The organism is Nostocoides sp. HKS02 (genome assembly GCF_009707485.1).
Taxonomy (GTDB): Bacteria; Actinomycetota; Actinomycetes; order Actinomycetales; family Dermatophilaceae; genus Pedococcus.
The window spans coordinates 214,752-230,838 of sequence record NZ_CP046121.1 but is presented as its reverse complement, the minus strand read 5'-3'; the positions used below and the strand labels follow the sequence as shown (position 1 = coordinate 230,838).

Here is a 16,087-nt window from a genome sequence, read left to right as displayed (position 1 = left end):
CGGCAGGCGGCGGGCTTCGGTCCGCCGTCACGCACTGGCCGCCTGCCGCACCACCACGACCGACGCGAACGGCACTAGGCGGCTGCCGGTGAGGTTCTCCGGCCGCCGCGGCACGTCGGCCGGGTGCTCGCTCAGCTCGAGGACGTCCGCGCCCACCACGTCGATCGTTCCGGTGCACACCGCGCCGGATCGATCGGTGAGCGAGACGACGGCGCGGTCACGACTCAGCCCACGCAAGGCATAACCGAAGCCGAACCTGCGCCCCACACCAAGGGATGTCGCGTGCCGACCCAGGCCGACGACGGCGGTGACGGCGACGAACGGCACGAGCGCGGCGCCCGGCCCCGGTCCGGTGGTCGTGGTCCGCAGCAGCAGCCAGCCCGCACCGACATCCGCGACGCGTCCCTCGACGACCTCGCCGGTGGACAGGCTCACCCGCAGTATCTGCTGGCGGACCGCCGCGAGCCGTTCGCCGAGCCCGACGGTGGCGCGCTCGCGCCGGGTGCGATCGGCCACCTCCGCGTCGAACGACCGGCGCAGCTCGGCATCCCACTGCGACTCCAGGTCGCTGAACAACTGTTCCCACCGCATCGCTCCCCCTCCTGGCCGCAGGGTAGTCGCTCGCCACTTGCCAGGTTCAAATCCACGTTGATATCGTCAAACAGAAGGAAATACAGCTAAACACACGCTGGGGGGCGCGGTGGACCATTCACAGACGCAGGTTCGGCTTGTCGCGGCGGGGGCCGGGCTCGGTCTCGTGGGGACGGCGTGGTGGCTCGTGGGCCGTGTCGCCCACCAGTGGGCGCTGGTCCGCGCTCCGGGCCCGGCAAGTCTGGAGGAGGCCGTGGTCCTCGTCGCCGCGCTGGCAGCCCTGCTCCTCGAGGGGTGGTTCGTCCTCGGCACCGGCGCCGCTGTCGTCGCCCACCTGCCTGGTCGGTGCGGGCGACTGGGGGACCGTCTGGCCGCCGGGTGCGCACCGAGGGCGTCGCGCCGGATCGCCGCGGCACTGCTCGGCGCGGCCGCGGTGGGCACGGTCGCTCCCGCCGCCCTCGCGGCCGGGGGGCCGTCACCGGGAGGTACTCCGTCTGCCACGACCAGCATCGAGTCCTCGGCGCCGCTCCCTCCCCCGGGCTTCGCCACGACTCGGTCAGCGCTGCGGACGACCCCTCCGGCGGACGAGGTGGCACCACCCGGCTGGACGCCCACCCGCCCTCGGGTCCGGCCCCAGGCCAGCCCCGCGCTGCTCGCCGCCACGCCCCCGCCGTCGGCCGGCACGGACGTGGTCGTTCATCGCGGCGACACCCTGTGGGACATCGTCCGTCGCCACCTGGGCGCCCAGGCGAGCGACGCCGAGGTCGCGCAGGCATGGCCCGACTGGCACGCCACCAACCGCGCCGTCATCGGCGCCGATCCCGACCTCCTGGTGCCCGGGCAGGTCCTGCGCCCGCCGCGCCCGTCCCACCAGGGGCCCGCTTCCGAGCGTGCCGCAGGTGACCGCTTCGGAGGTCACCGGTGAGCCTGCCCGCAGCAGCCCCCGAACCCCCGGTCCCGTCCCTGACCCCACTGCGCATCGTCCCGGCACCACGGCACCGTCCAGCGGTCATCGTCGAGACGGACGTGTGGGAGCCCACGACACCGACCCCGACCGCCTACGTCCAGGACGCGCTGGCCGTCGACTTCAGCGGACCGAGCGACGAGGAGCTCTTCGGCGAGCGGCCGACCCGTCGCGACGACCTGCCGGACCCTCGGCCCTGGGCCGCGCACATCGCCCAGGGGCTCGTCGAGGTGATGGCCGGCGCCCGTCCGGCGCCACAGCTGCTCCGGTGGACCACCCCGGAGGTGTATGCCGTGGTCGCCCGGCGCGCCTCGGTGTCGATCAGGCGCGGCCTGCCCCCCACCCGCAGGGCGACCGTGCGCAGCGTCCGGGTCTGCGAGCCCGCAGACGGGGTCGCCGAGGCGTGCGCGGTGGTCGTCGACGGCCCACGCATCCGCGCCCTGGCCATCCGGCTCGTGGGGTTGGACGGCCGGTGGCGCGTGGAGGCGCTCCAAGTCGGCTAGGTCAGTCGGCTAGGTCAGTCGGCTAGGTCAGCCGGCTAGGTCCGTTGGCTAGGTGCTTCTCAGGACTTGCCGTGACACATCTTGAACTTCTTGCCCGATCCGCACGGGCACGGGCTGTTCCGGGTCACGCCCTCGAGCTGCTCCGGGGTCAGCGCGCCGGAGAGCGTGCCGACGCTGCGCTGCTCGACCTCACCGGTCTCGTTCGGGGCCGAGTACGACAGCTGCTGCGGACGACGCTGCGGCTGCTCGAGCCCCTTGGCCCGGAACGTGGGGTGGGCTTCGGCGACGTCGGTGCTGGGTCCAGCCGGCGCGTGCGGGTGGTCATGCGCGTGGTCATGCGCGTGGTCGTGCGCGTGGTCATGCGCGTGGTCGTGCGCGTGGTCGTCAGGAGTGGCCTGGCCGTCGCGGGCGCCGGCAACCGCCGTCTGGGCGCTGGCCACGGCTGAGCCGGCGAGCATGTCCGAGACGCCGATCGGTTGCACCCCGGGGGCCGCCTCTGCCGGCTGGTCGATGTCGACCTGGACGTTGAACAGGTAGCCGACCGACTCTTCCTTGATCGACTCGTTCATGGCCTCGAAGAGCTGGAAGCCCTCACGCTGGTACTCCACCAAGGGGTCGCGCTGGGCCATGGCGCGCAGCCCGATGCCCTCCTGGAGGTAGTCCATCTCGTAGAGGTGCTCACGCCACTTGCGGTCGAGGACCGAGAGCACGACGCGGCGCTCGACCTCGCGCATGACCTCTTCGCCGAGCTCGGCTTCACGGGCGTCATAGGCGTGGTGGGCGTCCGAGGTGATCAGTTCGCGCAGGATGTCCGCGGTCAGACCGCCCTCGGCCGCAGCCTCGACCTCGGCCGGCGTGACCGAGACGGGGTAGAGCGTCTTGAGCGCGGTCCACAGCCGGTCGAGGTCCCAGTCCTCGGGGAAGCCCTCGGAGGTCTCGGCGTCGACGTACCCGCCGACCACGTCGTTGATGAAGTGGCGGATCTGCTCGTGGAGGTCCTCGCCCTCGAGGACCCGACGACGCTCGTCGTAGATGACCTGGCGCTGCCGGTTCAGGACGTCGTCGTACTTGAGGACGTTCTTGCGGATCTCGAAGTTGCGGCCCTCGACCTGGCCCTGGGCGCTCTGGATGGAGCGGCTGACCATCTTGGACTCGATCGGGACGTCGTCGTCCATCTTGGCGGTGGTCATGAACCGGTCGACCATGGCGGCGTTGAACAGGCGCATGAGGTCGTCCTGCAGCGAGAGGTAGAACCGGGACTCGCCCGGGTCGCCCTGGCGTCCGGAACGGCCGCGGAGCTGGTTGTCGATGCGCCGGGACTCGTGGCGCTCGGTGCCCAGGACGTAGAGGCCGCCGAGCGAGGTGACCTCGTCGTGCTCGGCCTCGACCGCTTCCTCGGCCTTGGCGAGCGCGGCGTCCCACGCGGCCTCGTACTCCTCGGGCGTCTCCTCGGGGTCGAGCCCGCGCTGCTTCAAGGTGGCTACCGCCATGAACTCGGGGTTGCCGCCGAGCATGATGTCGGTGCCTCGCCCGGCCATGTTGGTGGCCACGGTGACGGCTCCCTTACGGCCCGCCTGGGCGACGATCGCGGCCTCGCGCTCGTGCTGCTTGGCGTTCAGCACCTCGTGGGGTACCCCACGTCGACGGAGCTGGTCGGAGAGGTACTCGCTCTTCTCCACCGACACGGTGCCGACGAGCACCGGCTGGCCCACGGCGTGACGCTCGACGAGGTCGTCGACCACGGCGGCATACTTCGCCTCTTCGGTGCGGTAGACGAGGTCCGGCTGGTCCTTGCGGATCATCGGCCGGTTCGTGGGGATGGGCACCACTCCGAGCTTGTAGATCGACCAGAGCTCGGCCGCCTCGGTCTGGGCGGTGCCCGTCATGCCCGAGAGCTTGCCGTACATGCGGAAGTAGTTCTGCAGGGTGATCGTGGCGAGCGTCTGGTTCTCGTTCTGGATGTCGACGCCCTCCTTCGCCTCGATGGCCTGGTGCATGCCCTCGTTGTAACGGCGCCCTGCCAGCATGCGGCCGGTGTGCTCGTCGACGATGAGGATCTCGCCGTTGAGGTTGACGTAGTCCTTGTCGCGCTTGAAGAGCTCTTTGGCCTTGATCGCGTTGTTGAGGTAGCCGATGAGGGGGGGTGTTGACGGACTCGTAGAGGTTCTCGATGCCGAGGTAGTCCTCGACCTTGGCGATGCCGGCCTCGAGGACGCCGACGGTCTTCTTCTTCTCGTCGACCTCGTAGTCCCCCTCGCCCGACTCCAGCTCGCCGCGGGTGAGTCGCTGGGCGATGCGGGCGAACTCGGTGTACCACTTTGTCGCCGCGTCGGCCGGACCGCTGATGATCAGCGGGGTGCGCGCCTCGTCGATGAGGATCGAGTCCACCTCGTCGACGATGGCGAAGTTGTGGCCACGCTGGACGAGCTCCTCCATCGACCACGCCATGTTGTCGCGCAGGTAGTCGAAGCCGAACTCGTTGTTGGTGCCGTAGGTGATGTCCTTGGCGTACTCGACGCGGCGCTGCTCGGGCGTCATCGACGCGAGGATGACCCCGGTCTCGAGCCCGAGGAGCCGGTGTACGCGTCCCATCAGCTCGGACTGGTACTCGGCGAGGTAGTCGTTGACCGTGACGACGTGGACGCCCTTGCCCTCGAGCGCATTGAGGTAGGACGGCAGGGTCGCGACGAGGGTCTTGCCCTCACCGGTCTTCATCTCGGAGACGTTGCCCAGGTGCAGCGCCGCGCCACCCATGATCTGGACGTCGAAGTGGCGCTTGCCCAGGGTGCGCTTGCTGGCCTCTCGGACGGCGGCGAACGCCTCGGGCAGGAGGTCGTCGAGCGTCTCGCCGTCGGCCAGGCGCTTGCGGAAGACGTCGGTCTCGGCGCGCAGCTCGGCGTCGGTGAGCTTCTCGAAGTCCTCCTCGATGGCGTTCACCTGGGCGGCGATGCCCTGGAGCTTCTTGAGGATGCGCCCCTCACCGGCACGCAGCAGCTTCTCGACGATCTTGGACACGCAGCATCTCCTGAAAGTTCGCGGCCGCCGACACCCCTGTGGCTGCGGCCCGTCCTAGGTTAGTCGAGTCCGTCTCCGGCCGGGGACGCGCCGGTCGGTATGCCGTGGCGTGGGCTCACGCGACGAGCAGGTCCTGGTAGCGCGGATGCTTGGCGATCCACGCCGCGATGAACGGGCACAGCGCCACGACGCGACGCCCACGGTGCCGCACGTCGTCGAGCGCGCCGCGCGCGAGGACGCCGCCCACGCCGTGCCCCTCGAAGGCCGGCATCACCTCGGTGTGGGTGAAGACGACGGCGTCGCGCTCCTCGCGGTAGAGCGCCACGCCCGCGAGCACCCCGTCGATCCTCGCCTCGTAGCGATGCCTCGCGGGGCTGTTGATGACCGAGATGTCTGCCATGACACCCACCCAAACACAGCCGTCAAGACCGCGGCGACTCGTCCGTTTGGACACGTTTGCCCGCGCGGGCGCGTCAATCTCCCGATCCCTCGGCATAGTCGAGACGACCGTCCATCCAACAGGCAGGACCCCAGCAGTGTCGGAACTCGACGCTCTCGTGAGAGAGGGCGCCCACGCACCGCTACCGGCGTACCCCGAACCGGTGCGGATGGTGCAGGCTCCCCCTCCTGTGGGTGGCCGTCGTCGGCGGGTCCGTCCTCCTCTGTGCGGTGGGCTGGGGGCAGCTGGCAGCACTCCTCTCGCTGGCGTGCTGCGCGAGCCTCTACCCACTGGCGTCCGGCTGGCTGGTCCGGACGGTGCTCGGCGCGACCACCCTGTGCGCATTCTGGGTGAGTGCAGCCACCGCCTGTGACGCACTGGGGGTCCCCCTTCCCCCCTCGTGGCTGGCGGGCGCCGGACTGCTCGTGATGGCGCCGTTGGCGCGTCGTTGGGGTCGGCCCGGCTGGGGAACCCGAGTGGGCGACCGCCCGATCATGCTCGCGGTGGCGCTCACCGTGGTGGCCACGGCACCGAAGCTGTTCGGTTCGACCGAGGCCCGGATCAACCGGCTCGTGTTCGGCTACGACAACGCGGCCCACGTCCGCTACTCGATCGCCATGGGTGAGGCCCACGGGTACACCTTCCGCTTCGAGAGCATCCCCGGCCTGTACGGCCCAACGTCCTATCGCCCGGCCGGGTCCTTTCTCGCCGAGTACCTGCCCTGGATCGTCCGAGGCGGTCTGGCGGCACCGACCACGGCCCAGTCGATCGCCGGCGCGGAGGCGATCTACTCGCTCCAGATGGTGGCCTGCGTCGCTGCCGGGTTGTTGCTGCTGAGGGAGCTCGCCTGGACCGCTCGACGGCTGTCGCGGGCCGCGATGCTGGTGTCGGGGACCGCGGTCTTCCTCATGCTGTTCGTCGGGATCGTTCCGGTGGTCGCGAACCGCGGCTTCCAGGCCCAGTCACTGGCCAACGCGGCCCTGGTGGCGGGGCTCCTGTGTCTGGCCCAGGTGCGCCGGGGCCTTGGCGTGTCCGGCGCGGTAGTGACCGCAGCCGGGGCGCTCGCTGTGGCGCTCAACGCCTGGCCGCTCGCCGCGGGCCCACTGGCGGTGGCCCTGGCCTGGGTCGCACTGCGTCACCTGCGCCGGATCTCGTGGTGGGCTTGGGGACTGACCGCCCTCCTCGCCGCCGTGGCGGCATACCCCGTGTACGGGCCCAGGCAGTTCTACTCGAACGCCGACTGGCTCTCGAGCCAGTCAACCGCGGTGATGCCCGTGCCCATCACGTCGTGGCTCGGATTGGCGACCTTGGCGGCCATAGCCCTGTCGGTGCACTACCTGAGGGCGCCCCGCGACCCTGTCGCCTCGGTGCTGACCGCGGCCATGGTCGGGGCGCTGGCCATGCCGCTCGCGGTCCTAGGTGTCCAGCTGGTCACCGGCGCAGGGGTCGGCGGGTACTACCTGATCAAGTCCGTCTACGCCTTGGTCCTGATCGCGATCATCTGTGTGGGCGACCTGGTCGTCGACCTGCTCACCGAGTGGTCCGGCGGCCTCCCGCGGGTCGTCTGCCTCGCAGCAGTGGCCCTGGTGGCCACCCTCGCCTGGCTCCCGTTCGGCGTCTCTGCGGTGGTCACGTCCTGGCCGCAGCCCGATCGGAATGTGCTCGAGACCGAACCGATCGCTGCCGCCCTGGCGCGCTACCCCGACGGAGCGCCGCCCACCGTCGACATGGTGGTCCTCGGGACCTGCTCCAAGCCGGCGAGCGACTACACGACCCGGTGGCTGGGCACGATCCTGCACTCGTGGAGCCCGGCGCGGGACGTCCTGGTGGAACGGTTGGGCGTCGAGGGCGAGACCCTCGCGGGCCTGCGCGACTACCTGGCGCAGCAGCCGCAGCGGTCTGTCGAGGTGTTCGCGCGGGAGGGCTGCCCCCTCGCGACCCAGATCCAGGACGCCCACCTGCGGGGTGTGAGCGTCATCCACCTCATGCCACCTGCGTGAGCTGGCCGTTGACGGTGCCCGCTCAGGCCACGCTGGCGACTTCGGACTCCTCGCCCGCGGCGTGCCACGAGCCGCGCTCAGGAGTCCGCGAGATCGCGAGGCAGGCCATGGCCGCGAACAGGCACATGCCTCCGGCCGTGAGCCACGCCGTGAAGTAGTCGCCGGTCGTGGTCCGGACCCAGCCGGCATACGAGGCGGCCACCCCGGCACCCACCATGTGCGAGGCGAACACCCAGCCGAACACGACCCCGGAGCGCTGCACGCCGAAGTGCCGCCGGCACAGGGCGATCGTCGGCGGCACGGTCGCCACCCAGTCCAGGCCGTAGAACACGATGAACACGAAGAGGTTGGGCGCGATGTCCGGTCCGAGCAATGCCGGAACGAACAACAGCGACAGCCCGCGCAGGCCGTAGTACCCGCAGAGCAGGAACCGGGGGTCGACCCGGTCCGTGAGCCATCCCGAGGCGATGGTGCCGACCAGGTCGAACACGCCGACCAGCGCGAGCAACCCCGCGGCCGTGGTCTCGGGCATGCCGTGGTCGTGCGCGGCGGGGATGAAGTGGGTGCCGATGAGCCCGTTGGTGGACCACCCGCACACCCAGAAGGTGCCGAACAGGATCCAGAACGTCCGCGAGCGCACCGATTCCCGCAGCGTCTGCACCGCGACCCGGGCGGGGCCGGGCTGACCCGCAGGCGGGGGCTCGACCGTCTGCGCCTGGTCGGACTCTGGGCCGTCGTCCCCGACGGGCCGCAGCCCCAGGTCGGACGGCCAGTCGCGCACGACGAGCAGGACGAGGGGCACGAGGAGGACCGCCGCACCGGTGACGACCAGCGCGGCGTAGCGCCACCCGGGACCGGTGGCGAGCGCGGCGATGCCGGGGAGGAAGACGAGCTGGCCAGCCGCGCCTGCTGCGGAGAACACGCCGGTGACCAGCCCGCGGCGCGACTCGACGAACCAGCGGTTGGCGACGATGGCCCCGAGCACGAGGGCCATGGCCCCGGTGCCCACCCCGACCGCGATCCCCCACAGCAGCCACAGCTGCCAGGGCGCCGTCATCACGGTGGTGAGCCCCGAGCCGAGGGCCACGAGCAGCAGGGCCGCCGCGACGACCCGCCTGATGCCGAACCGGTCCATCAGCGCCGCTGCGAACGGCGCCGTGAGCCCGTAGATCACCAGGTTGGCGGTCACCGCGCCGGAGGTGGTCGCGCGGGACCACCCGAACTCGGCCTCGAGCGGCTCAAGCAGGGCACCGGTGGAGGACCGGAACCCCGCCGCCGCGACGCCTGCTGCCAGGACGACGGCGACCACCCACCAGGCCCGGTGGATGCGCGCCCGCCGGGGCCGGGTCGACGCGGGAGTGCGAGCGGCAGAAATCGTCACTGCCGCAACCTATCTGCCATACACCCGGCGGAGACAGCGCTTTCCGGACAACCTGCCGAGGTTTTCCGCCTTCCGCCTTCCGCCGCTCAGGCGCCGCCGGCGAGGCCGAGCCAGTCGGCCAGCAGACCCAGCTCCTGCTCGAGCGCCGCCTTGGCCTGCGGTGGCGCGTCCGGCTCCCAGTGCACCGCGTGGACGCGCAAGACCCCTGCGGCCCGGTCTGCCTTGAGGTCGCAGCGGGCCACCAGGTCCTGCCCGAAGAGGAAGGGCATGACGTAGTAGCCGTACACCCGCTGCGGCGCCGGGACGTAGAACTCGAGTCGGAAGTCCATCGCGAACAACGCCGCCGTCCGCTCCCGCTGCCAGATGAGCGAGTCGAAGGGGCTGAGCAGGGCCTGCGCGTGCACCGCGCGCGGCCGCCGCGCCTCTGGATGCAGGTATGCCGGTCGGCGCCACCCCTCGATGACGGCCGGGACGAGCTCCCCGCGCGCGACCAGGGCCTCGAGCGCCGGACGAGCCTGATGGGGACGCAGTCGAAAGTAGTCGCGCAGGCACTGCTCGGTTCCCACGCCGTGAGCCCGCGCGGCGATCATCAGCAAGCGCTCGAAGGCCACCTCATCGTCCAGCCTGGCGTCAGGTTGCAGGACACCCTCGGCAACCGCGCGCGGCAGCACCCGTTCGAGCGCGGCATACCGTCGCTCGAACTGGCTCGTGCGCCCCGCCGAGCTGATCTGTCCCGCCCAGAACAGGTGCTCGAGGGCGTTCTTGACCAGGGACCAGTTCCAGCCCCACTCGTCGCGCTGTCGAGGCAGGTCGTGCTCGAGAGCGGACTCCACCTGACGGGAGGTCAGTGGGCCCCGACCCGCGACCTCGGCGAGCACCGCGGCGACCAGCTCGGGGTGCTCGTGGGCGACCCGGCGCATCCCACCCCAGGCCTCGTCGCGGGCGCGTCGCATTCGGAAGTCGAGCAGCGGCCACGTGGTCGGGGGGATGAGGCTCGCCTCGTGGGCCCAGTACTCGACGAGGCGACGTGGCGCCCGGTCACGGGCGCGGTCGACCAGGGCGCGGTCATAGGGGCCGAGCCGGGAGAAGAAGGGCAGGTAGTGACTGCGAGCCACGACGTTGACGCTGTCGATCTGGACGACCTGCACCTGGTCGATGACGCGCTGGACCTGACGCACCGACGCCTGCCACGGCTCAGGTCGCGGAACGCCGAAACCCTGCGCCGCCAAGCCGATCCGACACGCCTGGGCACGCGTGAGGCGCACCGGAGCGGTTAGGCTCATTCGCCCGGTTCGAGGAGGTTCTCGCGGACGGCATACATGGCCGCCTCCATGCGCGAGTGCAGCTGGAGCTTCTCCAGGATGTTGCGGACGTGGTTCTTCACGGTGTTCTCGGAGATGAACAGGTCGTGCGCGATCTCCTTGTTGGCCATGCCGCGCGCGACGAGCCGCAACACCTCGAGCTCGCGGTCGGTCAGGCGTGGGGCGCCGACGGCGGTGGGACGGTCACCCTGGCGCTTGCTCATCTGCGCGAACTCGGCGAGCAGCTTGGACGCCATCGACGGCGAGATCAGCGAGTCGCCGTGGTGCACCGCACGCACCCCGGCGGCGATCTCCTCGCCCGGCACGTCCTTGAGGAGGTAGCCGTTGGCGCCGGCCTTGACCGCCTCGTAGAGGTCGGACTCCTCGTCGGACATGGTGAGCATGATGATCTTGGTCGACGGCACGACGGCCTTGATCGTCTGGCACGCCTCGATGCCCGACGTCAGGGGCATGCGGACATCCATCAGGACCACGTCGGGCAGCAGCTCGACCGTGCGGTCGACCGCTTCCTTGCCGTCGCCGGCCTCGCCCACGATCTCGATGTCGTCCTCCTGGGACACCACCATCTGTAGGCCGCGGCGGTAGAGCACGTGGTCGTCGGCGATCACGACGCGGATCGGTTCGGTCAGCATCCCGTCGCGGGGTGCGCCGTCGTGGTCCACGCTGCCGTTGCTCACGACGCCATCCTGTCACGTGCGGGGTTCGGTGCCGACCATTTCCGTGCGCCCAGAAGGTCTGGCACACCGCTGTTGACCAGCACCGTTGCCCCGCCGCACCCGGGCGTGACGCTCAGGAGACCTTGCGAGCGGCCGGGTCGAGGTCACGTCGGACGTCGTGGTCGACGTCGAGGTGGATCACGCCGTAGGACCAGCCACGGCGCCGGTAGACCACACTCGGCTGGCCGGTCTCCTCGTCGTGGTAGAGGAAGAAGTCGTGCCCGACGAGCTCCATCTCGCGCACCGCCTGGTCGAGTCCCATGGGCACGGTGGCGTGGATCTTCTCGCGGATCTCGACCGGCGAGTTGCCCTGGGTGCCGAAGCGGTCGCCGTCAGGAGCGCCGGCGTGCACGTGGTCCTCGGTGCCCGTCGGCGCGGCCTCGTCGGTGATGCGCGCGGTGGCGCGGGCCACCGACTCGGGCGACCGGCGTCCGCGGTGCACCCGCTTGCGGTCCTGGGCGCGCCTCAGCCGCTCCATGAGCTTGTCGAGCGCGACGTCGAGCGCTGCGTACTTGTCGTCCAGACACGCCTCGGACCGCACGATGGGCCCCTTGACATGGCAGGTGATCTCGACCCGCTCACAGGCCTTGGCCTGTCGCTTGTTGGGCTCGTGACTGACCACGACGTCGACGCGCTGGACGCGCGGGGCGAGCTGCGGAATCTTCGCCAGCTTCTCGTCGAGGTGGGCACGGAATCGATCTGAAACCTGCAGGTGGCGTCCGGTGACGACAATCTCCACGGGGTCCTCCATGGGTTGGTGGGTACGCGAATCGGGTCTGACGAGACCCCGCTCAGCCGCGGCACCACCCCGCTCTCCCCCGGGGGGTGGAGGCCCGTCCCCGGGACCGGGGCGCCAACCGGACCGCGTCCGGGGCGCCCTGGGTTCGCGTGCTGCACGAGGGCCAGGGGGGCCATAGACCGACGGTAGACCACGCCAGCCCAATGCGACAGCGGGGACCACCGAGGGTTGCAGTCGCATCGGGCCGGCGGCTTCGGCGGGCGCCTCACCGGCGTGCGGCGCGGCGCTGGGTGGCGCAGATCGTGGCCGCGGTGACCTCGCGGGCACCCGCTTCGCGCAGGGCTCGGGCAGCCTCCACCAGCGTCGCGCCGGTCGTGAGCACGTCGTCGACCACGACGCAGACGGCGCCGTCGACGATCTGCTCCCAGGACCGACGCACCTGCATGGATGCCTCGAGGTTGGCGGCGCGCTGGGCCGCGGTGAGGCCGGCCTGGTCGGCGACCCGCCGCCGGGGTGCGAGCGCGGGTGCCGGGAGCAGCTCGGTCGGCGAGAACTCGTCGCAGGCGCGTCGGGCCAGGTCGGCCATCGGCGCGTCGCCGCGCCGACGCCGCGCCGCCCGCGAGCTCGGGACCGGCACCACCAGCACCGGGCCGTCGCCCCGACGCAGGAGGTGCGCGGTGGTCGCGTGACGCCCCAGGCTGGCCTCGAGCGACGATGCGAGCAAGCCCCCCAGCACGGCCGCGCAGTCACGCCGCCCGGCGTCCTTGTAGGCGCTGACGAGTCGCGCGACTGGCCCTTCGTAGCGCCCGGCCGAGATCACCTCGGGCAAGCCGGCAGGCGCTGGACGTGGTGCGACCGCTCGTGGACCACCGGCCCACAGACAGTCGGCGACGGCGAGCCTGCACGCCGGGCAGATGCGGTGGTCCGGGGCCTGGCACGAGGCGCAGGACAGGGGCAGCGCGAGGTCGAGCAAGGACCGCAGGGCAGTGCCCGCGGCCTGCGCCCGAACCGGCCCCACCGATCCCGCGATCCCCATGCCCGCCATGCTCACGCGCCGGGGTGTTGACCACCAAAGGGCAGCGAGGAGGTGTGGACGGGGACTAGTCTGGCCTTGGCCTGTGGACAGCTGGATGCCGGGGACACGAGATGGGAGGCGACAATGCGTTGGCTTCCCAGCCTTGCCGTCGCGACCAGGCTGCGTCTCGGACTTGCCGTCATCACGGCCCTGTTCGCCGTCGCCGATGGCGCGGGATTCGCCGCAGCGCCGTGGATCCTTCTGGTGGTCACCCTCGACCTCGCCGCGACCGCGCTGCCCCACATCAGCATCGAGAACACCGTCCTGCGCCGCCCCCAGGTACTCGCCCTGGTCTGCTGCTCCGCCCTCGTGGCGGGAGTCGCGATGGGATACGGCGGTCCGTGGTCGAAACTGCTCATCCTCATCCCCGCCTTCCACGCCGGGCTGCACTTCGGCCGGCGGGGCGCCCTCATCGTCTTCGTCATCGGCTTCACCTCGGCCATGAGCGTGTCGTGGTGGGCTCACGTGGTCGACGAGTTCGAGACCCAGCGGATCATGTTGGCCTGCCTGCTCTCGCTCGTCTTCGGCCTCCTCGGGGCGTGGTCCCACCGACTCGAGGACGACCCGCCGCCGGCCGTCGACCCCAACGTCGCGGCCGAGGCCGGACTGCTGCTCAGGCGGCTCCACGAGCTCGCCGACACCCTCGACACCGGATTCGACGCCCCCGGCTCGGCCGAGATGGCCCTGCAGGACCTCGCCAACCGGATGCGCGCTGCGCGCAGCGCTGTCCTCGTCGGCTACGGCGACAACCCCGCCGTCCCGCTCGCCATCCGTGGGGCCGACCGCACCCCCTGGCCCGACCCGATGGACGAGGGCTCGGTCCTCGCCATGGCCTGGCACCAGGGAAGGTCCACCCTGGCGGAGTGGACTGGCGACCTCGTGGCCAGGTCGGTGATCGTGGTGCCGCTCAACGACGACAAGGGCCACCGGCTGGGCCTGCTCGTGGCCGACCGGCCGCTCGTGACGCCCTTCACCACCGAGGACCTGGCCGCCGCCGAGGAGGTCGCCGGCCGCCATTCGGCGAACATCGACCTGTCCGTGCTGTTCGCGGGTCTGCGCGAGCGCGCCGGCCTCGAGGAGCGCGAACGCCTGGCTCGTGAGATGCACGACGGGATCGCCCAGGAGATGGTCGCCCTGGGGTTCGGCCTGGACGCCATGCGGCGCATCGCGCGCGACCAGGGCTCGCCGCTCGCCGAGGGCCTCGACGACCTGCGCGTCGAGGTGTCGCGCGTGCTGGGCGACCTGCGACTGCACATCGCCGACCTACGCATCGCGGTGCGACCCGACACCGGCCTCGGCGCCCTGATCGGCGCGCGTCTCCAGAACTTCGGGTCCAGCTCAGGCGTCACCACTCGGATCCACCTGAGCGAGACAGGCTTTCGCCTCCCTGCACACACCGAGGTCCTCATCTACCGACTGTTTCTCCAGGTGCTCGCCGACGCCCGTCACTCGCTGAACTCGACGACCGTGGAGGTCCGGCTCAACGTGGCCGCCCCGCGAGTCGAGCTGTGGATGGCCCACGACGGCACGAGCTCGCTGGGTCCGCGCGACTTTGCTGCCCATCCGTTGAACGGTCTGGGAGCCGAAATCACCGTGACCCCCTACGCTGGCGACGGAGTGGCCGTGCGCATGCGGATGCGAGCGCGCGGCGCGGCACCGTCCGCCACGCTTTCTCACGAAAGGATCCCGCAGCCCTCATGACCATCAATGTCGTGGTGATCGACGACCACACCCTTGTCCGTGAGGCTGTCTGCCGGATGATCGACAGCGAGCCCGATCTGTCCGTCGTCGGCCAAGCCGGCGGCATCGCCGAGGGTCGCTCGGTCTTGGCGCAGAGCCTCATCCACGTGCTGGTGGTGGACGTCTCGATGCCCGACGGCTCAGGGCTCGTGCTCGCTCGCGCGGCCCGAGAGGCCTCCCCCGCCTGGGCATCGTCGTGCTGACCATGCACAACGACGACGAGACCCTGCTCGAGGCGCTCGACCTCGGGGCCTCGGCGCTGGTGCTCAAGTCGGCCCCGTCCGACGAGGTCATCGCCGCGGTGCGCCGCGCCGCGGTGGCACCTGAGGCGTTCATGGCCACGGGCCTGGCCGAAGCCCTGCGTCGACGCGACTCCAATGACAAGCCCCGGCTCACGCCGCGCGAGGCCGAGGTGCTCGACCGCCTGGTCGCCGGCGACTCCATCGCGGCGGTGGCCAAGCGTCTCTACATGAGCGAGTCGACGGTCAAGACCCACGTGTCCAAGGTCTACGAGAAGCTCGGTGCCCACAACCGCGCCTCCGCCGTGATGGCGGCGCTGCGGCTGGGTCTGGTCAAGTCGGAGTCGGTCGGCCACACGTTGCGCTGACCGCCCAGGTGCGCTCACGGCATACGTGTGGCGCGCCCACGGCATTCGTTGCCGTTCCTGCGCCTCGGTCAGTGGCCGAGCCCGCTGAACGTGTCGATCATGCGGATGGCACCGGGGCCGATGATGACGATGAACAGCGCCGGGAAGATGAACAGCAGCATGGGGAACAGGATCTTCACCGGCACCTTCTGGGCCTTCTCCTCGGCGCGCTGACGCCGCACGAGCCGCATCTGGTGCGACTGCTCGCGCAGGACGTTGCCGATCGGCAGGCCCAGCCGGTCAGCCTGGACCAGGGCGCTGATGAAGTTGCGCGCCTCAGGCACCGTGGTCCGGTCGGCCAGCGAGCTGAACGCCTGACCGCGGCTCTTGCCGATCTGGATCTCCGACAGCACCCGCGCGAACTCACCCGCGATGGGTCCGTCGACACTGCGCGCCACCTGCAGCAGCGCCGCGTCGAAGCCTTGGCCCGCCTCGACACAGACCGTGAGCATGTCGAGGGCGTCCGCCAGCCCGAGGCGCAGCTCCTCCTGGCGCTTCATGCCGAGGTTCATCAGCAACAGGTCCGGCAGGAAGAACCCTGCCGCGGCGCCGACCGCGGCATAGAGCAGGCCGCGCATGCCGAGTCCACCGAACAGCACGCCCACCAGGGCGAAGCCGAGCAGCAGCCCGCCCTTGGCGCCCATGATCCGTTCCGCGGTCCAGTTTCCCGGGTTCCCGGCAAGGTCGAGCCGGCGCGTCATCCGGTCCGAGGTGCCGTCCGGAGAGAGGCGGTAGGCCAGCCCCCGGGTCTTCTGCATGAACGGCCGGAAGAGCCGTTCCATCGCCGGCAGGTCGGCGCGGCCGACCTCGTGCTTGTCGACCTGGCGCTCGATGATGGCGAGCGAACGGGCGACCCCGGTCGCCTCGCCTGCTCCCCACGAGACCGCGAGGACGATGGTGACCAACGCGAGCCCGATGGCGGCGAGCGCGACGACGAGCATGATGACTCCTGGCAT

General features: G+C 70.9%; 14 protein-coding genes and 1 pseudogene. 6 read left to right on the top strand and 9 right to left on the bottom strand.

Going from position 1 to position 16,087, the window contains the following annotated elements; translation table 11 throughout:
* Nucleotides 1–27: 27 nt before the first annotated feature.
* Entirely contained in the window at nt 28–576 is a 549-nt protein-coding gene (locus GKE56_RS01045; RefSeq protein ID WP_230209090.1) for a hypothetical protein, read from the bottom strand.
* A 124-nt stretch (nt 577–700) separates the two neighbouring features.
* On the opposite strand from GKE56_RS01045, the gene GKE56_RS01040 reads away from it, so the two are divergent.
* Nucleotides 701–1,516: a LysM peptidoglycan-binding domain-containing protein gene (locus GKE56_RS01040; protein WP_154682982.1), complete on the top strand. Its 816-nt coding sequence runs from the start codon at nt 701–703 to the stop codon at nt 1,514–1,516.
* Nucleotides 1,513–2,058 (top strand): Rv3235 family protein, encoded by a 546-nt coding sequence (locus GKE56_RS01035; RefSeq protein ID WP_230209089.1) that lies wholly within the window; start codon nt 1,513–1,515, stop codon nt 2,056–2,058. Before GKE56_RS01040 ends, GKE56_RS01035 begins: the two co-directional genes overlap by 4 nt.
* Before the next feature lie 59 nt (nt 2,059–2,117).
* Here GKE56_RS01035 and secA read toward each other — a convergent pair.
* Nucleotides 2,118–5,073, bottom strand: a pseudogene (gene secA, locus GKE56_RS01030) (preprotein translocase subunit SecA).
* Between the two features lie 115 nt (nt 5,074–5,188).
* Entirely contained in the window at nt 5,189–5,473 is a 285-nt protein-coding gene (locus tag GKE56_RS01025; protein ID WP_154682981.1) for a GNAT family N-acetyltransferase, read from the bottom strand.
* A 233-nt stretch (nt 5,474–5,706) separates the two neighbouring features.
* On the opposite strand from GKE56_RS01025, the gene GKE56_RS01020 reads away from it, so the two are divergent.
* On the top strand, nt 5,707–7,512 hold the full coding sequence (locus GKE56_RS01020) for a hypothetical protein (protein ID WP_154682980.1): 1,806 nt from the start codon (nt 5,707–5,709) through the stop codon (nt 7,510–7,512).
* 22 nt (nt 7,513–7,534) lie between these two features.
* On the opposite strand, the gene GKE56_RS01015 is transcribed toward GKE56_RS01020, so the two are convergent.
* The 5 genes from GKE56_RS01015 to GKE56_RS00995 form a co-directional block, all read right to left on the bottom strand.
* Nucleotides 7,535–8,893, bottom strand: coding sequence for an MFS transporter (locus tag GKE56_RS01015; protein WP_154682979.1), 1,359 nt, complete (start codon nt 8,891–8,893; stop codon nt 7,535–7,537).
* An 86-nt stretch (nt 8,894–8,979) separates the two neighbouring features.
* Complete coding sequence (locus tag GKE56_RS01010) at nt 8,980–10,176, bottom strand: winged helix-turn-helix domain-containing protein (protein ID WP_154682978.1); 1,197 nt, start codon at nt 10,174–10,176, stop codon at nt 8,980–8,982.
* Nucleotides 10,173–10,847 (bottom strand): response regulator transcription factor, encoded by a 675-nt coding sequence (locus tag GKE56_RS01005; RefSeq protein WP_154685538.1) that lies wholly within the window; start codon nt 10,845–10,847, stop codon nt 10,173–10,175. The genes GKE56_RS01010 and GKE56_RS01005 overlap by 4 nt, the downstream gene beginning before the upstream one ends.
* A gap of 157 nt (nt 10,848–11,004) precedes the next feature.
* The gene (gene hpf / locus GKE56_RS01000; protein ID WP_154682977.1) at nt 11,005–11,670 is read right to left on the bottom strand and encodes a ribosome hibernation-promoting factor, HPF/YfiA family; all 666 of its coding nucleotides are present in this window, start codon (nt 11,668–11,670) and stop codon (nt 11,005–11,007) included.
* Nucleotides 11,671–11,935: 265 nt separating this feature from the next.
* Nucleotides 11,936–12,715 (bottom strand): ComF family protein, encoded by a 780-nt coding sequence (locus GKE56_RS00995; protein ID WP_230209359.1) that lies wholly within the window; start codon nt 12,713–12,715, stop codon nt 11,936–11,938.
* Nucleotides 12,716–12,829: 114 nt separating this feature from the next.
* On the opposite strand from GKE56_RS00995, the gene GKE56_RS00990 reads away from it, so the two are divergent.
* Genes GKE56_RS00990 through GKE56_RS17050 form a run of 3 tightly spaced genes read left to right on the top strand, consistent with a single transcriptional unit; the run spans nt 12,830 to nt 15,092 of the window.
* The gene (locus GKE56_RS00990; RefSeq protein ID WP_154682975.1) at nt 12,830–14,446 is read left to right on the top strand and encodes a sensor histidine kinase; all 1,617 of its coding nucleotides are present in this window, start codon (nt 12,830–12,832) and stop codon (nt 14,444–14,446) included.
* Nucleotides 14,443–14,688: a response regulator transcription factor gene (locus tag GKE56_RS17055; protein ID WP_230209088.1), complete on the top strand. Its 246-nt coding sequence runs from the start codon at nt 14,443–14,445 to the stop codon at nt 14,686–14,688. The genes GKE56_RS00990 and GKE56_RS17055 overlap by 4 nt, the downstream gene beginning before the upstream one ends.
* Nucleotides 14,689–14,690: 2 nt before the next feature.
* On the top strand, nt 14,691–15,092 hold the full coding sequence (locus tag GKE56_RS17050; RefSeq protein WP_230209087.1) for a response regulator transcription factor: 402 nt from the start codon (nt 14,691–14,693) through the stop codon (nt 15,090–15,092).
* Nucleotides 15,093–15,160: 68 nt separating this feature from the next.
* On the opposite strand, the gene GKE56_RS00980 is transcribed toward GKE56_RS17050, so the two are convergent.
* A complete protein-coding gene (locus GKE56_RS00980) occupies nt 15,161–16,087 on the bottom strand; it encodes a type II secretion system F family protein (protein WP_230209086.1) in 927 nt (308 codons plus the stop codon).